This window comes from Sulfuricurvum sp. (assembly GCF_023229695.1).
Taxonomy (GTDB): Bacteria; Campylobacterota; Campylobacteria; order Campylobacterales; family Sulfurimonadaceae; genus Sulfuricurvum.
The window spans coordinates 72,216-92,467 of sequence record NZ_JALNYS010000008.1; the positions used below are offsets into that span (position 1 = coordinate 72,216).

18 protein-coding genes are annotated in these 20,252 nt (G+C 47.1%); 10 read left to right on the forward strand and 8 right to left on the reverse strand.

What is annotated here, in order from left to right; all coding sequences use genetic code 11:
• Position 1: 1 nt before the first annotated feature.
• On the reverse strand, positions 2-1,231 hold the full coding sequence (locus tag M0P91_RS07155; RefSeq protein ID WP_295066079.1) for an EAL domain-containing protein: 1,230 nt from the start codon (positions 1,229-1,231) through the stop codon (positions 2-4).
• Between the two features lie 71 nt (positions 1,232-1,302).
• Positions 1,303-1,851 (reverse strand): AmmeMemoRadiSam system protein A, encoded by a 549-nt coding sequence (gene amrA, locus M0P91_RS07160; RefSeq protein WP_295066080.1) that lies wholly within the window; start codon positions 1,849-1,851, stop codon positions 1,303-1,305.
• 139 nt (positions 1,852-1,990) lie between these two features.
• Here amrA and M0P91_RS07165 point away from each other — a divergent pair, with 139 nt between their 5' ends.
• The gene (locus M0P91_RS07165; RefSeq protein ID WP_295066081.1) at positions 1,991-2,746 is read left to right on the forward strand and encodes a D-alanyl-D-alanine carboxypeptidase family protein; all 756 of its coding nucleotides are present in this window, start codon (positions 1,991-1,993) and stop codon (positions 2,744-2,746) included.
• An 89-nt stretch (positions 2,747-2,835) separates the two neighbouring features.
• Positions 2,836-3,981 (forward strand): carboxynorspermidine decarboxylase, encoded by a 1,146-nt coding sequence (gene nspC / locus M0P91_RS07170; RefSeq protein WP_295066082.1) that lies wholly within the window; start codon positions 2,836-2,838, stop codon positions 3,979-3,981.
• A 2-nt stretch (positions 3,982-3,983) separates the two neighbouring features.
• Here the strand turns inward: nspC and M0P91_RS07175 are convergent, their stop codons facing one another.
• From M0P91_RS07175 to tgt, 4 genes are all read right to left on the reverse strand, one after another.
• Positions 3,984-5,060 (reverse strand): PilZ domain-containing protein, encoded by a 1,077-nt coding sequence (locus M0P91_RS07175; RefSeq protein ID WP_295066083.1) that lies wholly within the window; start codon positions 5,058-5,060, stop codon positions 3,984-3,986.
• A gap of 2 nt (positions 5,061-5,062) precedes the next feature.
• Positions 5,063-5,989 (reverse strand): 4-hydroxythreonine-4-phosphate dehydrogenase, encoded by a 927-nt coding sequence (pdxA, locus tag M0P91_RS07180; RefSeq protein WP_295066084.1) that lies wholly within the window; start codon positions 5,987-5,989, stop codon positions 5,063-5,065.
• Positions 5,977-6,759, reverse strand: coding sequence for a pyridoxine 5'-phosphate synthase (locus tag M0P91_RS07185; protein ID WP_295066137.1), 783 nt, complete (start codon positions 6,757-6,759; stop codon positions 5,977-5,979). The genes pdxA and M0P91_RS07185 overlap by 13 nt, the downstream gene beginning before the upstream one ends.
• 191 nt (positions 6,760-6,950) lie before the next feature.
• The gene (gene tgt / locus M0P91_RS07190; protein ID WP_295066085.1) at positions 6,951-8,072 is read right to left on the reverse strand and encodes a tRNA guanosine(34) transglycosylase Tgt; all 1,122 of its coding nucleotides are present in this window, start codon (positions 8,070-8,072) and stop codon (positions 6,951-6,953) included.
• A gap of 109 nt (positions 8,073-8,181) precedes the next feature.
• Between tgt and hemL the strand changes: the two genes are divergently transcribed.
• Genes hemL through M0P91_RS07205 form a run of 3 tightly spaced genes read left to right on the forward strand, consistent with a single transcriptional unit; the run spans position 8,182 to position 10,314 of the window.
• Positions 8,182-9,465 carry a glutamate-1-semialdehyde 2,1-aminomutase gene (gene hemL / locus M0P91_RS07195; protein WP_295066086.1) on the forward strand — a complete coding sequence of 428 codons (1,284 nt, stop codon included), beginning with the start codon at positions 8,182-8,184 and terminating at the stop codon, positions 9,463-9,465.
• 41 nt (positions 9,466-9,506) lie between these two features.
• Positions 9,507-9,806: an AtpZ/AtpI family protein gene (locus M0P91_RS07200; RefSeq protein WP_295066087.1), complete on the forward strand. Its 300-nt coding sequence runs from the start codon at positions 9,507-9,509 to the stop codon at positions 9,804-9,806.
• Complete coding sequence (locus M0P91_RS07205; RefSeq protein ID WP_295066088.1) at positions 9,784-10,314, forward strand: hypothetical protein; 531 nt, start codon at positions 9,784-9,786, stop codon at positions 10,312-10,314. The genes M0P91_RS07200 and M0P91_RS07205 overlap by 23 nt, the downstream gene beginning before the upstream one ends.
• Here M0P91_RS07205 and M0P91_RS07210 read toward each other — a convergent pair.
• Complete coding sequence (locus M0P91_RS07210; RefSeq protein WP_295066089.1) at positions 10,289-10,975, reverse strand: hypothetical protein; 687 nt, start codon at positions 10,973-10,975, stop codon at positions 10,289-10,291. The two genes, M0P91_RS07205 and M0P91_RS07210, sit on opposite strands and share 26 nt — an antisense overlap.
• Positions 10,975-12,840 carry an RNA polymerase sigma factor RpoD gene (rpoD, locus tag M0P91_RS07215; protein WP_295066090.1) on the reverse strand — a complete coding sequence of 622 codons (1,866 nt, stop codon included), beginning with the start codon at positions 12,838-12,840 and terminating at the stop codon, positions 10,975-10,977. Before rpoD ends, M0P91_RS07210 begins: the two co-directional genes overlap by 1 nt.
• A gap of 185 nt (positions 12,841-13,025) precedes the next feature.
• On the opposite strand from rpoD, the gene M0P91_RS07220 reads away from it, so the two are divergent.
• From M0P91_RS07220 to M0P91_RS07240, 5 genes are all read left to right on the forward strand, one after another.
• On the forward strand, positions 13,026-13,208 hold the full coding sequence (locus tag M0P91_RS07220) for a hypothetical protein (protein ID WP_295066091.1): 183 nt from the start codon (positions 13,026-13,028) through the stop codon (positions 13,206-13,208).
• Positions 13,209-13,211: 3 nt separating this feature from the next.
• Positions 13,212-14,033, forward strand: a complete 822-nt coding sequence (locus M0P91_RS07225; protein WP_295066092.1) for a flagellar hook-basal body protein — start codon at positions 13,212-13,214, stop codon at positions 14,031-14,033.
• Between the two features lie 13 nt (positions 14,034-14,046).
• On the forward strand, positions 14,047-14,835 hold the full coding sequence (flgG, locus tag M0P91_RS07230; RefSeq protein ID WP_295066093.1) for a flagellar basal-body rod protein FlgG: 789 nt from the start codon (positions 14,047-14,049) through the stop codon (positions 14,833-14,835).
• Positions 14,836-15,191: 356 nt separating this feature from the next.
• A complete protein-coding gene (locus tag M0P91_RS07235; RefSeq protein WP_295066094.1) occupies positions 15,192-18,170 on the forward strand; it encodes a chemotaxis protein CheB in 2,979 nt (992 codons plus the stop codon).
• The gene (locus M0P91_RS07240) at positions 18,163-20,247 is read left to right on the forward strand and encodes an HD domain-containing phosphohydrolase (protein ID WP_295066095.1); all 2,085 of its coding nucleotides are present in this window, start codon (positions 18,163-18,165) and stop codon (positions 20,245-20,247) included. The genes M0P91_RS07235 and M0P91_RS07240 overlap by 8 nt, the downstream gene beginning before the upstream one ends.
• Positions 20,248-20,252 lie beyond the last annotated feature (5 nt).

A 20,252-nucleotide genomic window follows, 5' to 3' on the forward strand; every position in this document is an offset into this window, starting at 1 on the left:
TTTATGTCTCGACAACATAGCGGGTGGCATTCAAATAGATGGTATAAAGTTGCTGAGAGGTGAGATGGACTTTAGGGGCCAAATACTCGATAATCGTTTGAATTTTCTCACTGGTTTCCAATTTTTCGGTTACGCTCAGTAACCGTCCCAGATAGCCCTTATGCGATAAAAGGGCCTCATTGATCGGATGGCTGAGCTGGATATTTTCAATAATGGATTCCATGGGAATCTGCAAATAGGTATCGATCAAAGAGAGGCTTCCGGTCAAGAACGCCTCATCCGCCAATTCGGGCTTGCCGCAGGCCTTGGCCAAATCGTGCATCATTTTTGCTCTGAATTTGGCAGCATCAAAAATAGCCTCTTTAAAGAGCCGATTTTCGGTTCCGGCGTACAAAAACAGTCCCAGCCACGAGCGCAAACGTGAGGGGCCCAATAAGATGAGAATCTGTTTGATACTGGTAATCTCATGGGAAAAGAGGAAAGCCGCCGAGTTGACGTATCGTAATAGATTGAAGGTTACTTCAGGATAAAGCGAAAATTTATGGGTGAGGGTGTCGATATCGGAGGTATCATGAAAGGTATTGATCAGATCGATAACATTTCCCAAGGAGGGTTCGATTTTCTTGCCGGTGATAACGGTCGGCTTTTCAAAAAAATAGCCTTGATAATAATCGAATCCTGATTGCTTGCACCGCTCAAACATCTCCATGGTTTCAACTTTTTCGGCCAGCAATTTAACGTTATACGATTTAAACTGATTGACAATCTCCTCGATGCTGTAATCATGGATGAGCAATAGATCAATTTTAATAATATCAATGTAGGGAAAGAGGAGTTTGAAATACTCAAAGTTCTCACTCTTGCAGCAAAAATCATCCAAGGCGAAGCGGTACCCCATCTCATACAGACGCTGAACCTTTTCGACAATGGCTACGGACATTTTCGTATACTCTAAAATTTCAAAGATAAAGTTCTCTTTAGGGAGGGAGAGGAGGGCGTCACTGAGAATCGTATGGTCATCGATATTGATAAATCCAATTTTTTTCCCGATGATGGAGGAAAATCCCAAATTATGGATCAGATTGATGATCACGCGGGCCGTTGCTTTGGCATCATCCGAGATTACCGCGCTGTTTGACCCTTCGTTACGATAGAGAAGTTCGTATCCGAAACAGCTCCCTTCGTTATTGAAAATCGGTTGTCTCCCAAGAAAAACATCTGTTTCAATCATTATCAACCCTTATATATTGTCATTGTAGGTAAATATTTCTTAAAGCGACTTGCACCCTTGTTTTCTTTCGATCAATTTTCTTTTATCTTATCAACCTGATAGGTATAAATTTCCGGATGGTACGCTATCGGATTAGCATTTATCCCCGCTTTCATCCCCAGATGGGCAAAAAACGTTTCAAAATCATTTAGCTCTTCCCATACCTGCGGCAAGAAAGTGGCTTGATGATTTCCATACCGGAGTATAACGCCGTCAATTCCGGGTCGAATAATCTTTTTGAGTTCATCTTCATCCCGGTATTCTACCGATTGAGGATCAGTGAGAAGGGAAACTTCGATTTGTATCGCATCGGCTTCCGCTGAATTCAGAGGAGGGAACCTCGGATCATGAAATGCGGCAGACTCGGCATTGGAAATCAGATCGTCCAATAACGGGCGATGGGCTATCAGAGACCCGATGCATCCGCGCAAATGGCCATGGAGGGTCAGGGTGACAAAGGTGGCTTTTTTTTCAGAGAGTTCGGGATGGATAGAGAGGAGAGAACCTTTATCGATTTTTCGACCCTCCAAACAGGCTCCGATAGCATCTTTTGCGATTTGAATACAGTATTGAGGGACCATATTAGACCTTATTTAACGATTTTAGGTATGTGGGCTCTATTTTACACAATTTTTTCCCCATAATCGCTACAAATTAAGGTAATATTTTACGATATAGAATAAATTAGACAATTTTGATAGATAAAGAGCAACAGAAAAGATGGATAGACGATCATTTTTAGCCTACACCGCGCTATTTGGCAGCAGTATTGCCTTTGGGATGACGGAAGAGTTTGACGATACGATAGTACGCAGCGGAGCGACCCGAACAACCGTTTCGTTGTTGGATAAACTGAATACGGTCCAAGATCGGGTGGGGTACGTTCAGTTCAATGCGATCAGTTTTGATGAGATGCTGAAAGTGGCACACTATTGCAACAAGCCCCTGAACCAATCCGAAATCGGCTACATTGAAGCCATTTTTTACGGTGATCCCCGCCGTTACGGGTTTTACGGCGAACGTACAGTCCCCAGTCTCACCGCCGTCACCCCCAAAAGCGATTTGCAGTACATCAGTAAAACGGGCCATTTTCTCCTAAAAGGTGCCGCGATAGAGAAATATACGAGCATCAAAAAACTTCTGGGCAACGACGTCATTCTCACATCCGGGGTACGTGCACCGGTAAAACAGCTCTACCTTTTTATGAAAAAGATGGTCAATGAAGGGGGAGATCTGCGCGCCACTTCAACGTCCATTGCCCCTCCCGGATTCACTTTCCACAGCGTCGGGGATTTTGATATCGGCAAAGCGGGCTACGGACAGTACAATTTTACCGAACGGTTTCAAGAGACCGATGTCTTTAAAAAACTGTACGATCAGGGGTATATCACGATACGCTATACCAGCAACAACCCTTTCGGTGTCCGCTATGAGCCCTGGCATATCAAGGTGACCGGAGGAAATGAAACAGCCTGAAAAGCGTAAGCTCTCCTTTTTTCTGACTTCAAAGTTTCTGCCGAAATAACTCTATGGTACAATCACGCGAATAAAACAAGGATGAACCGATGAGTACCATTGATCTTACACAGTTACCCCACACGCCGTGCTATATTTGCGAAGAGGCTCTTTTAGAAAACAATCTTCAACTTTTACAGCGCGTGCAGCGCGAATCGGGAGCCAAGATCATCCTTGCGCTCAAAGGGTTCGCCATGTGGTCAACTTTTGATCTTATCGGCCAATATCTTCACGGATGCACCGCCAGCGGTCTTCATGAGGCAAAACTGGCCCGAGAGAAGATGAATAAAGAGGTGCACACCTATTCGCCGGCATTCAAAGATGAAGAGATTGACGAGATCGCCCGTATCAGCGACGATATCGTTTTTAATTCCCCCAGCCAGTTCCACCGCTATTATGATCGGGTTAAAGCGCTCAATCCGAAAATTTCGGTCTCGCTGCGCGTCAATCCGGAGTACTCCTCCTCTCCGGTCGATTTGTATAACCCTTGCGGACTTTTTAGCCGATTGGGGACAACGGCGGCCAATTTTGACCCCTCCATCGTCTCCAAGCTTGACGGATTAAATTTCCACGCACTGTGTGAACAAAATGTCGATGCACTGGAGGGGGTTTTGGCGGCGTTCGAGGAGAAATTCGGCGCTTATATCGATGGGATGAAATACATCAATTTCGGCGGAGGTCACCATATCACCCGAGCCGATTATGATGTGGAGCGTTTGATCGAAGTGATCCGGGAATTTAAAAAGCGGCATAACGATATTACCGTCTATCTGGAACCGGGTGAAGCGGTGGGATGGCAGACGGGGCCGCTGGTGGCATCGGTCCTGGATATCGTCCATAACGGGATGAGTGTGGCGATTTTGGATTCTTCAGCCGAAGCGCATATGCCCGATACGCTAGCGATGCCTTATCGGGCCGCCGTTCGCGGTGCCGGTGAGCCCGGAGAGAAACCGTACACGTACCGATTTGGCGGAAATACCTGTCTGGCAGGGGATATTATGGGAGACTACTCGTTTGATGCGCCGTTACAGGTCGGGGATAAAATTATTTTTGAAGATCAGATCCACTATACGTTTGTAAAAAATACGACGTTTAACGGGATCAAGCTCCCCTCCCTCGCCATCTGGACCAAAGAGGGGAGATTAAAGATGGTTCATGAATTCGGATACGAGGATTATCGAGACCGTCTCTCTTAAGGTTATACAATCTCATCGCGCAACATTTTGATGATTTCATGCTCTCTCTTGGCAATGTATTTGCCAAGCTCATCCTCTTGCTGCGGGGTGAGATTCATTTTAAAATGGTATTTGTACCCGCTCTCATAGGAAGATTTGAAAATAAACTTTCCGCTGATCGCATTGGCATGTCCCATTACCTCTTGAGGGAAATGGAGGATCACATTGGAATCTATCGCAAGGGGATAGAGCTCTTTTCCGATTGCGGCAAGACCGCCGAGTGAAATATCAAACAGCTCAAATTTGAGATGGGTGCCATTGGAGGTGAGGAGAATATCAAAAGGCTTTGAGGGCTGCACGCGGATGCTTTGCCGATGGAAGAGGGAGGTTTCAAGCTGATCAAAGCGGTTGAGTTCAAGAAACCGCTCCCCGTTGATCATCTTGGTGCTAACGGCGGCATACACATCATTCACAAACTGACCGTTTTTAAGGAGATAGATGCCGTTTTGCAAAAGGGCGGCTGTCTCCTGAATCGGATGCGTTTTAATAATAACGCTTTGGGTATCCGTATGGACAATTTTGGCTTTATATTGGATCGGAACACCGTAATAGGTATTTAACACCATAATCGGTTCATTGTGTTGCCGGAGCGTTTCCAAAGCATTGATAAGGGTGTCTTCAAAAATAAACAATGTCTCATCATGGCCGCTCTTATCGACAACATAGGCTATAAATCTTTCGATTGTATTGGTGAATGCGATAATTTTCCCCCATTCGCCGCCGGTACCGTAAAAAGATTTGACATAATAACTCAAGACAATGTAAAAAACATCGCTCAAAAACGGTTCGATCGCTTCAGAGGTTTGGAGGAGATTGTGAACCCCTTTCATCTCTTCTAAAATTTTTTTCTCTTTAGCAAAAAACAGGGCATCAAAGAGCGGCACTATGATGAGTTGAAACTCTTTGATGGGTACAGGATTCTTTACGGATTCAGTATACACTTTCCAGGCAGCTTTTATAAAAATACTCCGAAAGGTCTGTGTATCAAAATTCGGATGGACTAAATTCGTAAAAAAAGAGAACTCCCCGCTCTGTTCCATAGTTACTCCACTACCTGAAATGTAAGTGCTGCTTTAATCGCATTGGTATAACTTAGCCCGAGGGCTTTGTTCTGATACGCAATATCAAATGCCGTCCCATGATCGACGGAAGTTCGGATTAGGGGGAGCCCAAGCGATACATTGATCCCTTCGTCAAAATAGAGCGCTTTAAGCGGAGCAAGCCCCTGATCGTGGTACATCGCCACGACCGTTTTAAAATAGGCACGGCTTCTGGGGGTAAATGCGATGTCCGGAACGATAGGTCCCTGGAAAACCTCTTTTCCGATAGCGCTATTTGCCCGCTCTATCGCCTCCTCAATGAGACGCTCTTCATCTCCCAGCACACCGTTGTCTCCGGCATGGGGATTTAGGCCCAAAACCGCAACGGGGGAACGTTGAAGGGTACGGTTTAACCGGAGTAAAAAATCGTATAGTTTATCCGTCTGAATGTGCTGTGGAACCTCACGCAAAGGGATGTGTTCCGTAAAAAGGGCGACGTAAAGCTCTTCACATCCCAGCATCATGATCGCATCGGAGTGGAGTAAATCACGTAAAGCGTCGGTATGTCCGACATACGGGAGACCGGCCATCATCCACGCCTCTTTATGGATCGGAAGGGTAGTGATGGCGTCTGCTTCTCCCGAAGTGGCCAAAGCAATGGCACAGAGAAACGAATCATAGCTGTAACGGCCGCTTTGCGGACACACTACCCCCGGACGGATCGTAAACTCACCGGCAACCTCGTGACAAACAAAGGTATCCGGCAGCCCTCTTTCCAGTAAATGGGCAGCCTGCTGCGCCATTGCACGACTGATACAGTAGAGGGGACGGCACACTGCAAGGATAGTTTCATGCCCCTTTAAGAGTATTTCAAATCCTACGCCGTTGAGATCTCCGACGCTGATGGCGATGGTTTTTAACGTTTGCATAATACTTTCATATCTTTGATAGCAGTGGCGAGTCCGGTAAACACCGAACGCGCAATGATGCTCTGACCGATATTGAGTTCCTCGATCGTATCAATGCCGACAATGGCGGTGACGTTTTGATAATTAAGTCCGTGCCCTGCAGCTACTTTAAGCCCAAGCGAACGGGCATAATTGGCCGCTTCCACAATATCTCCGTACGCTTGTTCCAGCCGTCCATCCAACTCGGAGCGGCTAAGGTTCAGCGATTCGATCGCATGGTGGGAGTGGGGAAGAGAGCTGTGGCGCATCGCATAAAGATTTGCATAACTTCCGGTATGCAGTTCTACCCACTGAACCCCTAAGCGCTCCGATAACGTTATCGCATCACGTGTCGGATCGATAAACAGGGAGATCTCAATTTCTGAAGCTTTGAGCTTTTCGATCGCACCGGCTATGGCATCAAAACTCCCTGCGATATCAAGCCCCCCTTCGGTGGTTACCTCTTCGCGTTTCTCAGGGACTAGGGTGGCACGATGGGGACGTAATGCAGAGACGATATCGATGATAGAGGGATCAATGGCACATTCGAGATTGACCGGAAGGGGGGAAGAGGCGATGATCCGACGGGCATCTTCATCATGGATATGGCGGCGATCTTCGCGCAAATGGATCGTAATCTGATCGGCTCCGTTTTGGGCACAGATGGAGAGAGCCATTAACGGATCGGGATCATTGATTTTACGGGCTTCGCGCAATACGGCGATATGGTCGATATTGACTCCGAATAACATATTGGGGCGATGATTGGGCATGAGAATCCTTTGCTATATAGTTGATATGTCTAATTAAAACAGCTTATAGGTGTTGAGCCTATTATTGTACCCCAAAATAGATGATTCAGGAATTCAAAGAGGCCCGACCTGCTAAATCATAGGTGTTTTTATGATACGGCAGTTTCGTTTAAATAAAACCTAATCAAGGGCTATTTTCCCCGTTTTGCGTAAAACTCTTTTTTAAATTCGAGAAATTTTCCGGCAATGATCGCATCCCGTGCCTGAGCGACCAACGACAGGTAATAGTGGAGATTATGGAGCGATGCGAGGCGAAAATAGGTGATCTCACGCGATCGGAAAAGGTGGTGAAGATAGGCGCGGCTGTAGCGGCGGCAGGTGTAGCAGTCGCAGGCGGGATCGATCGGCTCGCTGTCGAACTTGTAGGCGGCCCCTTTGATGTTGACTTTTCCGAATGAGGTAAAGAGGGTACCGTTGCGGGCGTTGCGGGTCGGCATGACGCAGTCGAACATGTCGACCCCCCGCTCGATGTTTTCGACGAGGTCTTCGGGAGTTCCGACCCCCATCAGATAGCGGGGCTTATTGGTCGGCATCAGCGGCGTTGTATGCTCGACCGTGTCGTACATCAACTGATTTGTTTCACCGACGGAGAGTCCGCCGATCGCAAATCCGTCATAATCCATCGCACAGAGCTCTTCGGCGGACCGGGTACGGAAATTGAGATCGGTCCCCCCCTGAATGATCGCAAAAATATTTTGGTCGATCCCGATCCCCTTGGTCTGATTGTTACGATGGTAATCGATGGACTGCTTCGCCCACTGGGTCGTCCGCTCGATCGATTTTTTAATCCGTTCCTGCGTCGCGGGAAGGGCGACGAGATCATCGAGTATCATCATAATATCGCTGTTCAGGTTGTTTTGGATATCGATCACTTTTTCGGGGGTGAAAAAGTGCTTGCTTCCGTCGATGTGACTGCGAAACTCGATCCCCGTTTCGGTCGGTTTGGAGATATCGCTGAGGCTGAATGCCTGAAATCCCCCGCTGTCGGTCAGAAAGCTGTTCGGGTAGGTCGTATAGCCGTGCAGACCTCCCAGTTTGGCTACTGTCTCATCTCCGGGACGCAGGTACATGTGATAGGTGTTGGCAAGGATGATCTGGGTTCCGAGGATCTCGGTCATGTCGGCCATGTCGAGTGCCTTGACGCTCCCGACGGTCCCTACGGGCATAAAGATCGGCGTCTGTATCGTGGAGTGTGCCGTCGTGATGGTGCAGGCGCGCGCGTTGCCGCAGGTGGCGTCGATGTGAAATTCCATAAAGAACCTTCGTTTTTACGCAATTTTATCGTACATTGGCCATATAGGCAACTCCAAAGCATTTAGATATTATAATATCGAATAACTTTAACGTATCTAGGATTGTCTTATGAGCATTGAACACTCTCAGAGCGCTTTTGAAAAAGCCCAACAATTGATTCCAGGCGGCGTAAACTCCCCTGTTCGTGCCTTTAAAAGTGTCGGCGGTATCCCCCGCTTCATTGCAAGCGGAGAGGGTGGATATCTGATTGATATCGATAACAACCGTTATGTGGACTATGTTCAGAGCTGGGGGCCGTTGATTTTCGGTCACCGCGACGAAAGCATTGAAAATGCCGTTATTGATGCGGTTAAACGGGGATTGAGCTTTGGAGCGCCGACGGAAGCTGAGAGTGAGCTGGCCGAGTTGATCATCTCCATTTACGATTCCATCGAAAAAATCCGCTTTGTGAGTAGCGGTACCGAAGCGGTCATGAGTGCGATCCGTCTTGCGCGCGGTTTTACGGGGCGTGACGATATCGTGAAATTCACCGGGTGCTACCACGGTCACAGCGATGCGCTTTTGGTTCAGGCAGGTTCGGGGGCGGTGACGTTCGGTACGCCGAGTTCACCGGGGGTTCCGGCCGATTTTACGAAGCACACCCTGTTGGCCGAATACAATAACATCGACTCGGTTCGCCAATGTTTCGCCGACAGCCCGGGAATCGCCTGTGTTATCATCGAGCCCATAGCCGGGAATATGGGTCTCGTTCCGGCAACCAAAGATTTTCTCGCCGAGCTGCGCGCGGTGTGTAACGAATACGGTGCCCTTTTGATTTTTGACGAAGTGATGAGCGGATTTCGTGCCTGCTTGCACGGAGCCGAGAGCATCACGGGGACCAAGCCTGATCTTGTAACGCTGGGCAAAGTGATCGGCGGCGGTATGCCCGTCGGCGCATTCGGCGGCCGTCGCGACATTATGGCTCACCTCTCACCCGAGGGGGGGGTCTATCAGGCGGGGACACTCAGCGGCAATCCAGTAGCCATGGCGGCGGGGCTTGCGGCGATCCGCAAACTCAAATCCAACGCCCGCCTTTACACGGTTCTCGAAGAACGGGCCAAGCGGTTGACGGAGGGGTTTGCCAATGCGGCAAAAGAGAACGCCATCCCCTTACAAACCGATGTGCGCGGTTCGATGTTCGGATTTTTCTTCGCGGAAAATCATATTGCCAATTTTGCCGATGCACTGACGAGCGATACGGACCGTTTTGCCCGTTTTCATGCAGCGATGCTGGATGAAGGGTTTTATTTTGCCTGTTCGCAGTTTGAGACCGGATTCATCTGCAGCGCAACGACCGACGCAATGATCGAAGAGACCATTGCCGCAGCGGACAAAATTTTCAAAGAATTATAAAAGTGTCGGAACCTTGTTTCGACAGTGTATAAAGGATGTCAATGGAAAGTGAAGAACAAAAGCCGAGGATAAAACCGATCATCGAAGGGGCAGAGAGCCTCTCTCTGGGAATTTCGATGGTAGTGGCCGTATTGATCGGTGTGGCTATCGGCTTGGGATTAAAAAAACTTTTTGGTATCGACTGGTTATTGTGGATCGGTGTTGCCATCGGTATTGCCGCCGCATTTATGAATGTATTTAAAGCCTACAGCAAGCAGTACAAAGAGTTCGAAAAACTGGCTAAAGATCCGCGATACAATATGGGGAAAAAACAGGACGATGACGATGATGACGAGGATTAAAAAACCTCTTGCCCTTTTTCTAGGGGCACAGGGAGCCGCTTTGGCGCTGCTACTCCTTTCGACGCAAAGTTATCTCAATTTTACGGTAGCGATGATGTCGTCGATGCTTATCGTGGCCGGTTCACTCTACTCGTACCGGAATATGATCCGACAACGCACTGAAGAGGTCGATCTCGAAGATAACAAAGACATAATCGATATGATGGACGATCCTTACGATCTCTACGAAGAAGAGCGGATGGAAGAGATCACCGATATCAAAGCCATGATCAAAGCGGAAAAAGCCCGCCAAAAGGGCAACGTCATCCAAAATACGACAAAAAACGTTTCGGCATGGGTATCGGTTTACCGTCTGATTCCGTATGCGTTTTTAGTTTTGGGATTTATTGCGCTGCAAAACAATCATGCTTTATCGGTATTGCCCTATCTCGTAGGGCTTGCGGCGGGAATAGCCCTCGGTTACCTGATCGCGCGAGACCTTTTTATTTCACAATCATCGGAATATTGATCATAATTTTTGTCTCTTTGACATCGGTAAAGAGATTATTCTTTTCCGCAAGCTGGCTGATTTCGGAGAGGTATTTACGGTTGATGGATTCGGAAATCACCTCAATGGAGAAGAGGGAGTGTTTTTCCCCTTCATATTTAATATGCTCCCCGACACGGAAAAAGAGACGCGTAACGATCTTTTCATTTCCGGACATAGAGAGGTATATTTTGTTCAGCAGTTTGATGAACAGTTCCGTTTGAAGACGAATCTCCGGAATGGTCGGGTCAAGCTCTTTGGTGTATTTGGTTTGGCTTCCGATAGAGTTGGAGCTGATACACAGGTCGATTAGGGTGTAAATATTGACCAATTGCCCTTCGGGCTTTTGTTTGGTAAACTGAAAAGAGGGGAGCTGATAGAGACGGATTCCGATCTGCTCTTCGTCCTCGTAACCGACCGTTATCCCGAAAAACTTGAATCGGCCGAATTCCAGTTCCAGAAATGTGGTTTTAAAACCGAAGGAAGAGTTGGCATACGTCGTGGCAATCTTGTAAATCGCGGAGCCATCAATCGCACCGAGAAGATACTGTGCTTCGGTGTTGAGTGAGACAATTTTACCGCTTGAGTTAAATAGGATAAACGGATTGAAATCAAATTCAATCCATTGCTGATCGAATGTCATTAGTCCTCGATATAGTTTTTCAGTTTACGACCCACTTTCGGGTGTTTGAGTTTCTTAATCGCACTGCTTTCGATCTGACGAACACGTTCGCGGGTCACATTAAGCTCTTTGCCAATCTCTTCGAGGGTTCGGTCACTCTCGTCTTCCATAATTCCGAAACGCATTTTGATAACCGCTTTTTCCCGCTCGTTGAGCTGTTCGAGTACCCCTTCGATTTGTACCTTAAGGTCGTCTTTGAGTACGGCATCGGATGGAGAGATCGACATTTTATCTTCGATGAAATCCCCGAAACGTCCGTCTTCTTCATTTCCGATCGGGGCTTCAAGAGAGATCGGCTCTTTGGTTATTTTGATAACGTTTTTAACTTTCTCGACCGATAAACCGACCTCTTCCGCGATGGTTTCGACATCCGGCTCTTTTCCGTGTTCCTGGAGATGTTTGCGCATAATCTTGTTGATCCGGTTGATCGTCTCGATCATGTGAATCGGGATACGGATCGTTCGCGCCTGATCGGCGATGGCCCGGCTGATCGCCTGACGGATCCACCAGGTCGCGTAGGTCGAGAACTTGTACCCTTTTTGGTATTCGAACTTATCGACCGCTTTCATCAAACCGATGTTCCCCTCCTGAATTAGGTCAAGGAACGGAAGGCCTCGGTTCGTGTAGCGTTTGGCGATCGAGACGACGAGACGGAGGTTTGATTTCGCCATACGGGTTTTGGAAACTTCGGAGATGTTTTTCCCCCGTTTGATCTGCTCGAGGATATCGGCCAATTTCTCAGGCTCCATATTGAAGCCCCCCTTGGAAGCCTCTTTGGTCTGGATCAGCTTTTTGATCTCCATATAGGTGCTGACCATGGTGGCTTCGGGGACTTTGGTCGCGATCTCTTCTTTCGTCAAATCACAGATTTTGGCCAAAATCAGGGTGTGATTTTTTTTCAGCTGATCGTTAAAGAGGGGAAGCTTGTATTCCAGACGTTTCAGCTCACGGTCAAATCCCTCGTCGCTTCGAAGCGCCGTCTCCATTGAACGGACAAGCTCATTGATCAGTTTGGAGGTAGGTCCCAGATCGAGAAGGGCATCTTTGAGCATTTTCTTCTTGAAACTGACATTCATAAAGAAAAGGACATATTCTCCGTCCATCTCATCGATAGAACACTCTTCAAGCATCTTTTCGGTTGCTTTGACCCAATCTTTTTTCGCTTTTTCAAGCGCTTTAAAAGAGGTTATGACTTTTTCTACCCGTTTTCGGTCTTTTGCGGAAGGGGCTTTGTCAGTAGCGTCCGTATCGTCGCTGTCATCATCATTTTCATCATCATCATGATCGTCCCCTTCCTCTTCTTCGAAGCTTTTGAAAAGCTCTTTGACCCGTCGTTCCCGATTAATAAGGGGATCTTTGTAGTCTAGGATAAAATCGATCAGATAGGGGACGGAGCAGATTGCATCAATAATGATCCCTTCTCCCATCTCCATCCGCTTGGAGATCTCAACCTCTTCTTCTTTGGTTAAGAGAGGGATCTGTCCCATTTCACGCAAATACATCCGTACGGGAGAGTCGGAACGGGACCACTCAAGCAATTCATGCTGCTTGAGAATGTCAAACTCCTCATTGCTCGCTTCTTCGATGTATTTGAGCTGTGCGGCCCGTTTGGCCGCTGCCTCTTGCTGATTGAGCATTTTTGCATGTTCAGAAGAGGTGAAAAGGCAAATTTTATGTTTTTGAGCCAATTTTAAAACGCTTTTGGCTTGGGCAAGGGTCGGTTGTTTATCGAACGGTTCAACGATTGTCTCATAGGTGATACAATTTTTGGATTTGTGTTCGGTAAATAAGGTTTCGAGATGTTTATTTAGATCTTTGGCACTCATGATTGTCGGAGGACTCCCTTGCGGTTTAAAAGAGGTGGATTATACCGAAATATTTCTTAAGATAATGTTTGGGATTTTCCAATGTTCTTAAGATATAAACTGACCTTACGCAGCTTGTCTAAACAAGTGCGAAAAGGTTAGTAATCTCCCGCATCCGGAAGATGCGGGTAGCTTTAGGGGGTTGTATGGGTGAAAAGCGTCAAAAAAGCCAACTGCTTGGCTTTTTTAGCTTTGGAACCCAAGCCGATGCACGAAGTGCCGGCTGGGCCGTCCCTGCCACTTTACGGGCTTTGCCCGGAAAGTGCGTAATATCTGATATAAAGATGGAACAAAGTTTGCTTTATTCTTCCAATATTGCCGAAGGATAGAGAATGCAGACCGGATATTATGCAGCAACAGGTGGAATGGTAACGCAATTCAACCGTATGGATACCATCGCTTCCAATCTTGCCAATGCAAACACGACGGGGTTCAAGCGCGATCAGCTCATTGCGGGGGACTTTGCCCGTTTGTACAAAGCAGCGCAAGATGAGCTGCCGTTGGCGAATAATACGAAGGAAGCAGCCCAATATTTCAATCGTTCTTTAGCCCGTGTCCCGATGATCGTAGACGGATATACCGATCATACCCTCGGTTCGATGCAAAAAACCGACAATACGTTTGATCTTGCTTTGAGCAAAGAGGGGCAGTTTTTTGCGGTAAAGACCCCGCAAGGGATCCGTTTGACACGTGACGGCTCATTTACGCTGAATGACGAAGGGAAACTCGTTACCAAAAAAGGGTATGAAGTTCTTCCAAGCGATTATGTGCAAACCCAGGCAACGATCACCCTTAATCCGCAGGACGAAACGGTCACGATTGATAAAAACGGCCAGCTCGCTACCAATCTTCCCGGTTCGAATCAGATGGTTGCCGGTAAAAAAATCATGGTGGTTGAACCGCAAAATGTCCGAATGCTGATCAAGGAGGGGGAGAATCTGTATCTCCCGGATCCGAATGATCCATTGACGCCGGCGACGCAATCCGGCAGTGTTATGCAGGGGTTTGTCGAAAAAAGCAATGTCAATACCGTCAACGAGATGGTTGCGCTGATCGAGGCCAACCGTCTTGTCGGAATGTATCAAAAAGCGATGGACGCGCAGATGAATGATATGAATAACGATGCTATTCAAAAAATAGCCGGTAAAAACTAAGGAGACCTGAACCATGATGCAATCACTTTATACGAGTTCTACCGGAATGTTGTCGATGCAGACTCAAATCGATACAACCGCCAATAACATTGCCAACGTCAATACGATGGGGTATAAAAAATCGCGTGCCGAATTTGCCGATTTGATGTACAAAGTCATGACCTATGCGGGTACCTCTACCAGCGATACGACCCGCTCGCCCACCGGAGTTGAAGTGGGTCTGGGGGTACGCCCGACAGCTATTAACAAAATTTTTTCAGAAGGGAGCCTGAAACAGACGGAAAATCCGCTGGATATGGCGATCACCGGAAAAGGCTTTTTTAAGATTCAACTCCCCAGCGGTGCGGAAGCGTATACCCGTAACGGTTCGTTCAAGATCGATCAGAACGGTACATTGGTGAATTCAGACGGTTATACCATTATTCCCGAAGTGGTCATTCCGGAGGATGCGGTCAATATCAGTGTCGGAGCGGACGGGATCGTGAGCGTTACCCAAGCCGGCCAGGCACAATCGACACAAGTCGGACAAATTTCTCTGACAAACTTTATCAATCCGGCCGGTTTGCATGCGATGGGAGACAATCTCTTTTCCGAAACCGACAGCTCCGGGCAACCGGTAGAGGGGACCCCCGGGATTAACGGGTTGGGGACGGTTCGGCAGGGATTTGTCGAGTTGAGTAACGTACAGCTTGTTGTCGAACTGACCGACCTGATCACGGCGCAACGTGCTTATGACGCCAATTCAAAAGTTATTACGACCAGCGATGAGATGCTTTCAACGACCAACAGTCTTAAACGCTAGTAGCGGATCTTTTGTATGAGGATACGCCATAGCGCTCTTTCCTGAGAAAATCGTAACCATCTGATCTCAAAACTGATGTTACGCACTTTTCGGGCAAAGCCCGTAAAGTGGCGGGGACAATTTGTCCCCTGCACCCCCCCAAAGCTACCCGCATCTGTCAGATGCGCGAGAAAAACTGCCTTTTAAGCACTTGCTAGGGCAAAGTGCGTAAGGTCAGATCAAAAATATTTCTGCACATTCGATTGCCGTATAAAGCTATTTGCAGTATAATGAAGCGAAAAAATATTATTTATTAATTTTTTTTAATCTATAATCTTGATTATGTGCATGAGACATTTTCTCAAAACGGAGTAGGGGTGCCAAAACGCAATAGAGCCAAAACGACACGGGTTACACCTGCCGTTGTTTCCAACTTCCCCATTGTCGGTATCGGTGCATCTGCCGGAGGGTTGGCCGCGTTTGAAGCGTTTTTTTCGGGGATACCCTTAAACATCGACCCCGGTATGGCGTTTGTACTGGTTCAGCATCTCTCTCCCGATCACACCAGTATGCTGGCGGAACTGGTTCAGCGTTATACCCGTATGGTAGTGGTAGAAGTTGAAGACGGGATGAAGGTGGAGCCCAACTGTGTCTATATTATCCCTCCGGGGCGTAATATGGCTTTTTTAAACGGCTCCCTCCAGCTGTTGGAACCTACAGCCGGTCATGGTCATCGTCTGCCGATCGATTTTTTCTTTCACTCTCTGGCGCAGGATTTGCACGAACGTTCCATCGGTATTATCCTCTCCGGAACCGGAAGTGACGGTACTCAGGGGATAAGTGCGATTAAAGAAGAGGGGGGGATGGTCATGGCTCAGACACCTGAAACGACGGAGTACGACGGTATGCCGCTCAGTGCCATCGCAACGGGTCTTGTTGATTCTATCCTCTCTCCCTCTGAAATGGCCAATCAGCTCATCGTTTATACGGTCAATACGTTTGGAAATCATGAGGGCTACCAAACCGGATCGCAACCTAAATTTCACAATATGATGGATAAAATTTTTATTCTACTGCGTTCCCAGACCGGACATGATTTTTCCCAATACAAACCCAGTACCATTGGGCGACGCATTGAGCGGCGTCTCGCCATCCATCAGATTGAATCGATTGACGAATATGTCAAATACCTCCAGCAAACACCTCTCGAAGTAGAGGCGCTGTTTCATGATTTATTAATCGGCGTCACTAATTTTTTTCGTGATCCGGAAGCGTTTGTTGTATTGCAAGAGGTGATCCTCCCCAAGCTTTTTGCCCTCAAAGCTGAAAGAGAAGTACTTCGCATCTGGTGCGTCGGATGTTCAACCGGTGAAGAGGCCTATTCGATCGCTATTTTGCTAAAAGAGCACATGGAGACGCAGCAGTTAAACGTTCTTGTACAACTGTTTGCCACCGATATCGATGCGCATGCGATCGCCATTGCCCGAAGCGGCATCTATCCCGCCGCCATCGCTGCGGATATTTCACCCGAAAGATTGAAACGTTTTTTCATAGCCGAACCCGATGGCAGCTACCGTATCCATAAAAGCATCCGCGATATGTTGATCTTTTCGGAACAAAACATTAGCAAAGATCCCCCGTTTTCCAAACTTGATCTTATCAGCTGCCGTAATCTTCTGATCTATATGAATTCCGATTTGCAAAAAAAGATTATCCCCCTTTTTCACTACGCCCTCAATCCGGAGGGGATTCTTTTCCTGGGATCGTCTGAAAGCATCGGAGAATTTAGTAATCTTTTTACCATTTTGGATCAAAAATCAAAATTCTTTCAGTGTAAAGAGGAGATGAACACTTCACAGCGCACCCTCTTGGATCGGACACTTCTCAATGCCGGAATTACCCGCACCTTTGCTATGCGAACGGTCGAAAAAAACAATGTTGCCGAGAAACTGCCGCTACGTGAGCTGATGGAACAAACACTGTTACGGCGAATACCGCTTTCAGGCGCCATTGTCAATGAGCAGGGGGATATCGTCTATTTGCATGGGCGAACGGGGATGTATCTGGAACTTCCAACCGGCGAAATGGGTGTCTATAATATTTTGAAAACGGCTCGTGAGGGGCTACGCCGTGATTTGACCATGGCACTGCATGCCGCGATCTCATCCCATGAGAGCGTTAGCTCCAACTTTTTGCACGTACAGAACCTGGGGATGACTCTGACGCTTCATCTGAGTTCGAAAACAGCTCTGAGGGAATCTCCGTTATACATTGTCATTTTTGAGGAAGTCATACCCGAGCACTCCATCACCGAGGGGGCGATTGAGTATCCGGCCCTAGGGACAAAACCTACGGATGAGGGGAAACGGATTGCGATGCTGCAGCAAGAGCTGTATGAGCAAGAGGCGTTTCTTCAAATTGCCAACCGAAAACTCGAAACCTCAAACGAAGAGCTAAAATCCTATAATGAAGAGATGCAATCGCTCAACGAGGAGCTCCAATCGACCAACGAAGAGCTCGAAACCTCCAAAGAAGAGCTTCAATCTCTCAATGAAGAGTTATCGACCGTCAACACCGAACTCCAAACCAAAGTGGCCGATTTGTCGCATGCCAATAATGATATGAACAACTTGCTGGCGGGGACCAATATCGGTACAGTTTTTGTCGATCATAAACTGTGTATTCTCCGTTTCACCCCCGCCGTCACGAACATCATCCACCTGATCCTCACCGATTTAGGGAGACCTGTAGGGCATATCGCCTCCAATATGATGGGGTACGACACCTTTGTTTCTGACATACAGTCGGTTTTAAATACTCTGATCCCCAAAGAAGCAGAAGTACAAACGCGCGAAGGGAAATGGTATTCGATGCGCATCCAGCCTTATCGCACTATCGAAAACGTTATTGAGGGGGCGGTGATATCCTTTATCGACATCTCCGAAATTGTACAGATGCGCGAAGAACTCCAAAAAGCCAATAGATTGAGCCGATTGGCGATTGTTGTTCATGACGCCATCGATGCCATCACTGTGCAGGATTTGGATGGACACATGCTGGCCTGGAATCCCGGTGCCGTACGGATGTATGGCTGGAGCGAAGAAGAAGCTTTGCGTATGAATGTGCGGGATCGGATCGCAGGAGCAGATCGGGAAGAGGAGATATTTAAAATAAAACAGTTGAGCCGTTCGGAGATTTTGGAACCCTACAGTTCACAGCGGATTTGCAAGGACCGTTCCGTTTCCGACGTTCGGATAACATCAACGGCTTTGGTTAACAGTGCCGGAGAGATGTATGCCATTGCGACGACGGAACGTTTGATTCCGAAAAAAAATACAAAGAGAACGGATGCCTAAATATCTCTCTGTCGCTGATGAGACTCAAACCCTGCGCCATAAAGCAGAAGAGATCGTCAGTGCGAACGAACAGCATGATAGCAAAGCCATATCACCCGAAGAGACATCTCGGTTGCTCCACGAATTGCAAGTTCATCAGATTGAATTGGAGATGCAAAACGATGAACTGTGTCAAATACAAAATAAACTGGATGATGAACGGAATAACTATTTCAATCTCTACGATTTGGCACCGGTGAGTTATTACACGCTTTCGACAGAGGGGATTATTTTAAATGCCAATCTTGCAACATCAACACGCTTGGGGATCAGCCGAAACAAACTGATCGGCAGACCCATTTCACACTACATCTACAAAGAGGATCAGGACAACTACTATTTCTATCGACAAAAATTAATTCAATCATCGGAAGAGATATCCTGCGATGTACGAATGGTAAGGGCGGATAAAACCCTATTTTGGGCCCATTTGGTGACGGTTAGACGTGAGAATGAGCACCATATACCTGAATACCGTGTTGTACTCTACGATATTACGGAAGAAAAAAAGCAAAACGATTTGATTGCAAGAGCCGAAAGAGAGTGGACGGACGCGTTTGACGCCATCCAAGACGGCGTGATGCTCCATGATAAGGAGAACAATATTATGCGTGCTAATCAAGCGTATAAAGAGCTTTCCGGTGCTAAAAAGTTCAAAGAGATTATCGGAAAACCGTACTATGAAGTTTTCCCCAAACGCGACGGAGCGATGGATGAGGGGATTCAGGAACATGGTCAATTTTCAGAAGAAGAGTTTACCCTCGATAATGGCCATATTTTTAAATCACGCACCTACCCGGTATTCAATAATGCCGGAGATTACAGTTTCGGGATTCTTCTCTTTGAAGATATCACCGACTTGCGGCACAAAGAAAACGAGATTGTACAATTAAATTCTACCTTGAAACTGATCAGCCGTTGCAATGAGCTTTTGGTGCGCAGTACGAGTGAAAAAGCGTTGCTGACGTCGATTTGCACCGAAATTATCAGTTCAGAGAAGTATGATTTTGCCGGTGTCTATGTCAAACATGACCAATTGATAAAATGCGACTATTACTCATTTTCGGAGCAGCGGATCTTGCAGCTTGAAGAAATTGATTTTACCAGTGACATCTACCGTGGATGCCCTATCAACATCTGTATCAATCAAAACAACATTATTACTATCAATGATATTGATAACGATCCGAAATGGTCCGAGTATCTCAAAAGCCATCGGGAGGTTTGCCCCGCAACACCTTATGACATGAAAGGATCGATGCTGATTCTTCCGCTCACTCATAATACCGTTAGCCTGGGCGCCGTCGCCATCTATTCGAAATCCCCGCAATTATTCGACAACCAAAAATCAAGCCTTTTTAAAGAACTTTCGGACGATATGGCGTATGGTATACATACCCTTCGACTTCGTAGAAATTTAACCGAATTAAATCTTGATCGTGACAAGATGATAATTCAGCTCCATGAAAGTCTTGAAGGGACGGTCCGTTCTATTGCCATGATGGTAGAAGCACGTGATACCTATACGGCAGGGCACCAAAATCGTGTGGCCCAATTAGCCGTTGCTATTGCCAAAGAGATGGATTTGAGTGAAAGTAAAATTGAGGGTTTAAGCTTGGCCGCATCCATTCATGATCTGGGAAAAATAAAAATCCCGGCCGAAATATTGAGCAAACCGGGACAATTAAGCACGATTGAATATCTGTTTATCCAAACCCATCCCGAAGTGGGCTATGAAATTCTCAAAGAGGTTAAATTTCCATGGCCGATTGCTGAAATTATCCGACAGCATCACGAAAAGGTGGACGGATCAGGTTATCCAAGCGGGCTCAAAGGGGAGAATATTTTACTTGAGTCTCGAATTTTAGCGGTTGCGGACATTGTCGAAGCGATGGCCTCTCATCGTCCCTACCGTGCCGCATTGGGAATCAATGCGGCGTTGGATGAGATTAAAAAGGGACGTGGAGTCAAGTTGGATGCTGCCGTGGTCGATGTGTGCGTCTCTCTTTTCGAAGAGAAACACTTTGATTTTTTGTAGAGAAG

Bases quoted from the DNA above. Each gene is read 5' to 3' on its own strand.
- M0P91_RS07220 (WP_295066091.1), top strand. From the start codon at position 13,026: ATGGGTGAAAAGCGTCAAAAAAGCCAACTGCTTGGCTTTTTTAGCTTT.
- M0P91_RS07225 (WP_295066092.1), top strand. From the start codon at position 13,212: ATGCAGACCGGATATTATGCAGCAACAGGTGGAATGGTAACGCAATTC.
- rpoD (WP_295066090.1), bottom strand. From the start codon at position 12,840: ATGAGTGCCAAAGATCTAAATAAACATCTCGAAACCTTATTTACCGAA.
- M0P91_RS07185 (WP_295066137.1), bottom strand. From the start codon at position 6,759: ATGTTATTCGGAGTCAATATCGACCATATCGCCGTATTGCGCGAAGCC.
- pdxA (WP_295066084.1), bottom strand. From the start codon at position 5,989: ATGCAAACGTTAAAAACCATCGCCATCAGCGTCGGAGATCTCAACGGC.
- tgt (WP_295066085.1), bottom strand. From the start codon at position 8,072: ATGGAATTTCACATCGACGCCACCTGCGGCAACGCGCGCGCCTGCACC.
- M0P91_RS07155 (WP_295066079.1), bottom strand. From the start codon at position 1,231: ATGATTGAAACAGATGTTTTTCTTGGGAGACAACCGATTTTCAATAAC.
- M0P91_RS07205 (WP_295066088.1), top strand. From the start codon at position 9,784: ATGACGATGATGACGAGGATTAAAAAACCTCTTGCCCTTTTTCTAGGG.
- flgG (WP_295066093.1), top strand. From the start codon at position 14,047: ATGATGCAATCACTTTATACGAGTTCTACCGGAATGTTGTCGATGCAG.
- M0P91_RS07200 (WP_295066087.1), top strand. From the start codon at position 9,507: ATGGAAAGTGAAGAACAAAAGCCGAGGATAAAACCGATCATCGAAGGG.
- nspC (WP_295066082.1), top strand. From the start codon at position 2,836: ATGAGTACCATTGATCTTACACAGTTACCCCACACGCCGTGCTATATT.
- M0P91_RS07240 (WP_295066095.1), top strand. From the start codon at position 18,163: ATGCCTAAATATCTCTCTGTCGCTGATGAGACTCAAACCCTGCGCCAT.
- M0P91_RS07165 (WP_295066081.1), top strand. From the start codon at position 1,991: ATGGATAGACGATCATTTTTAGCCTACACCGCGCTATTTGGCAGCAGT.
- M0P91_RS07175 (WP_295066083.1), bottom strand. From the start codon at position 5,060: ATGGAACAGAGCGGGGAGTTCTCTTTTTTTACGAATTTAGTCCATCCG.
- hemL (WP_295066086.1), top strand. From the start codon at position 8,182: ATGAGCATTGAACACTCTCAGAGCGCTTTTGAAAAAGCCCAACAATTG.
- amrA (WP_295066080.1), bottom strand. From the start codon at position 1,851: ATGGTCCCTCAATACTGTATTCAAATCGCAAAAGATGCTATCGGAGCC.
- M0P91_RS07210 (WP_295066089.1), bottom strand. From the start codon at position 10,975: ATGACATTCGATCAGCAATGGATTGAATTTGATTTCAATCCGTTTATC.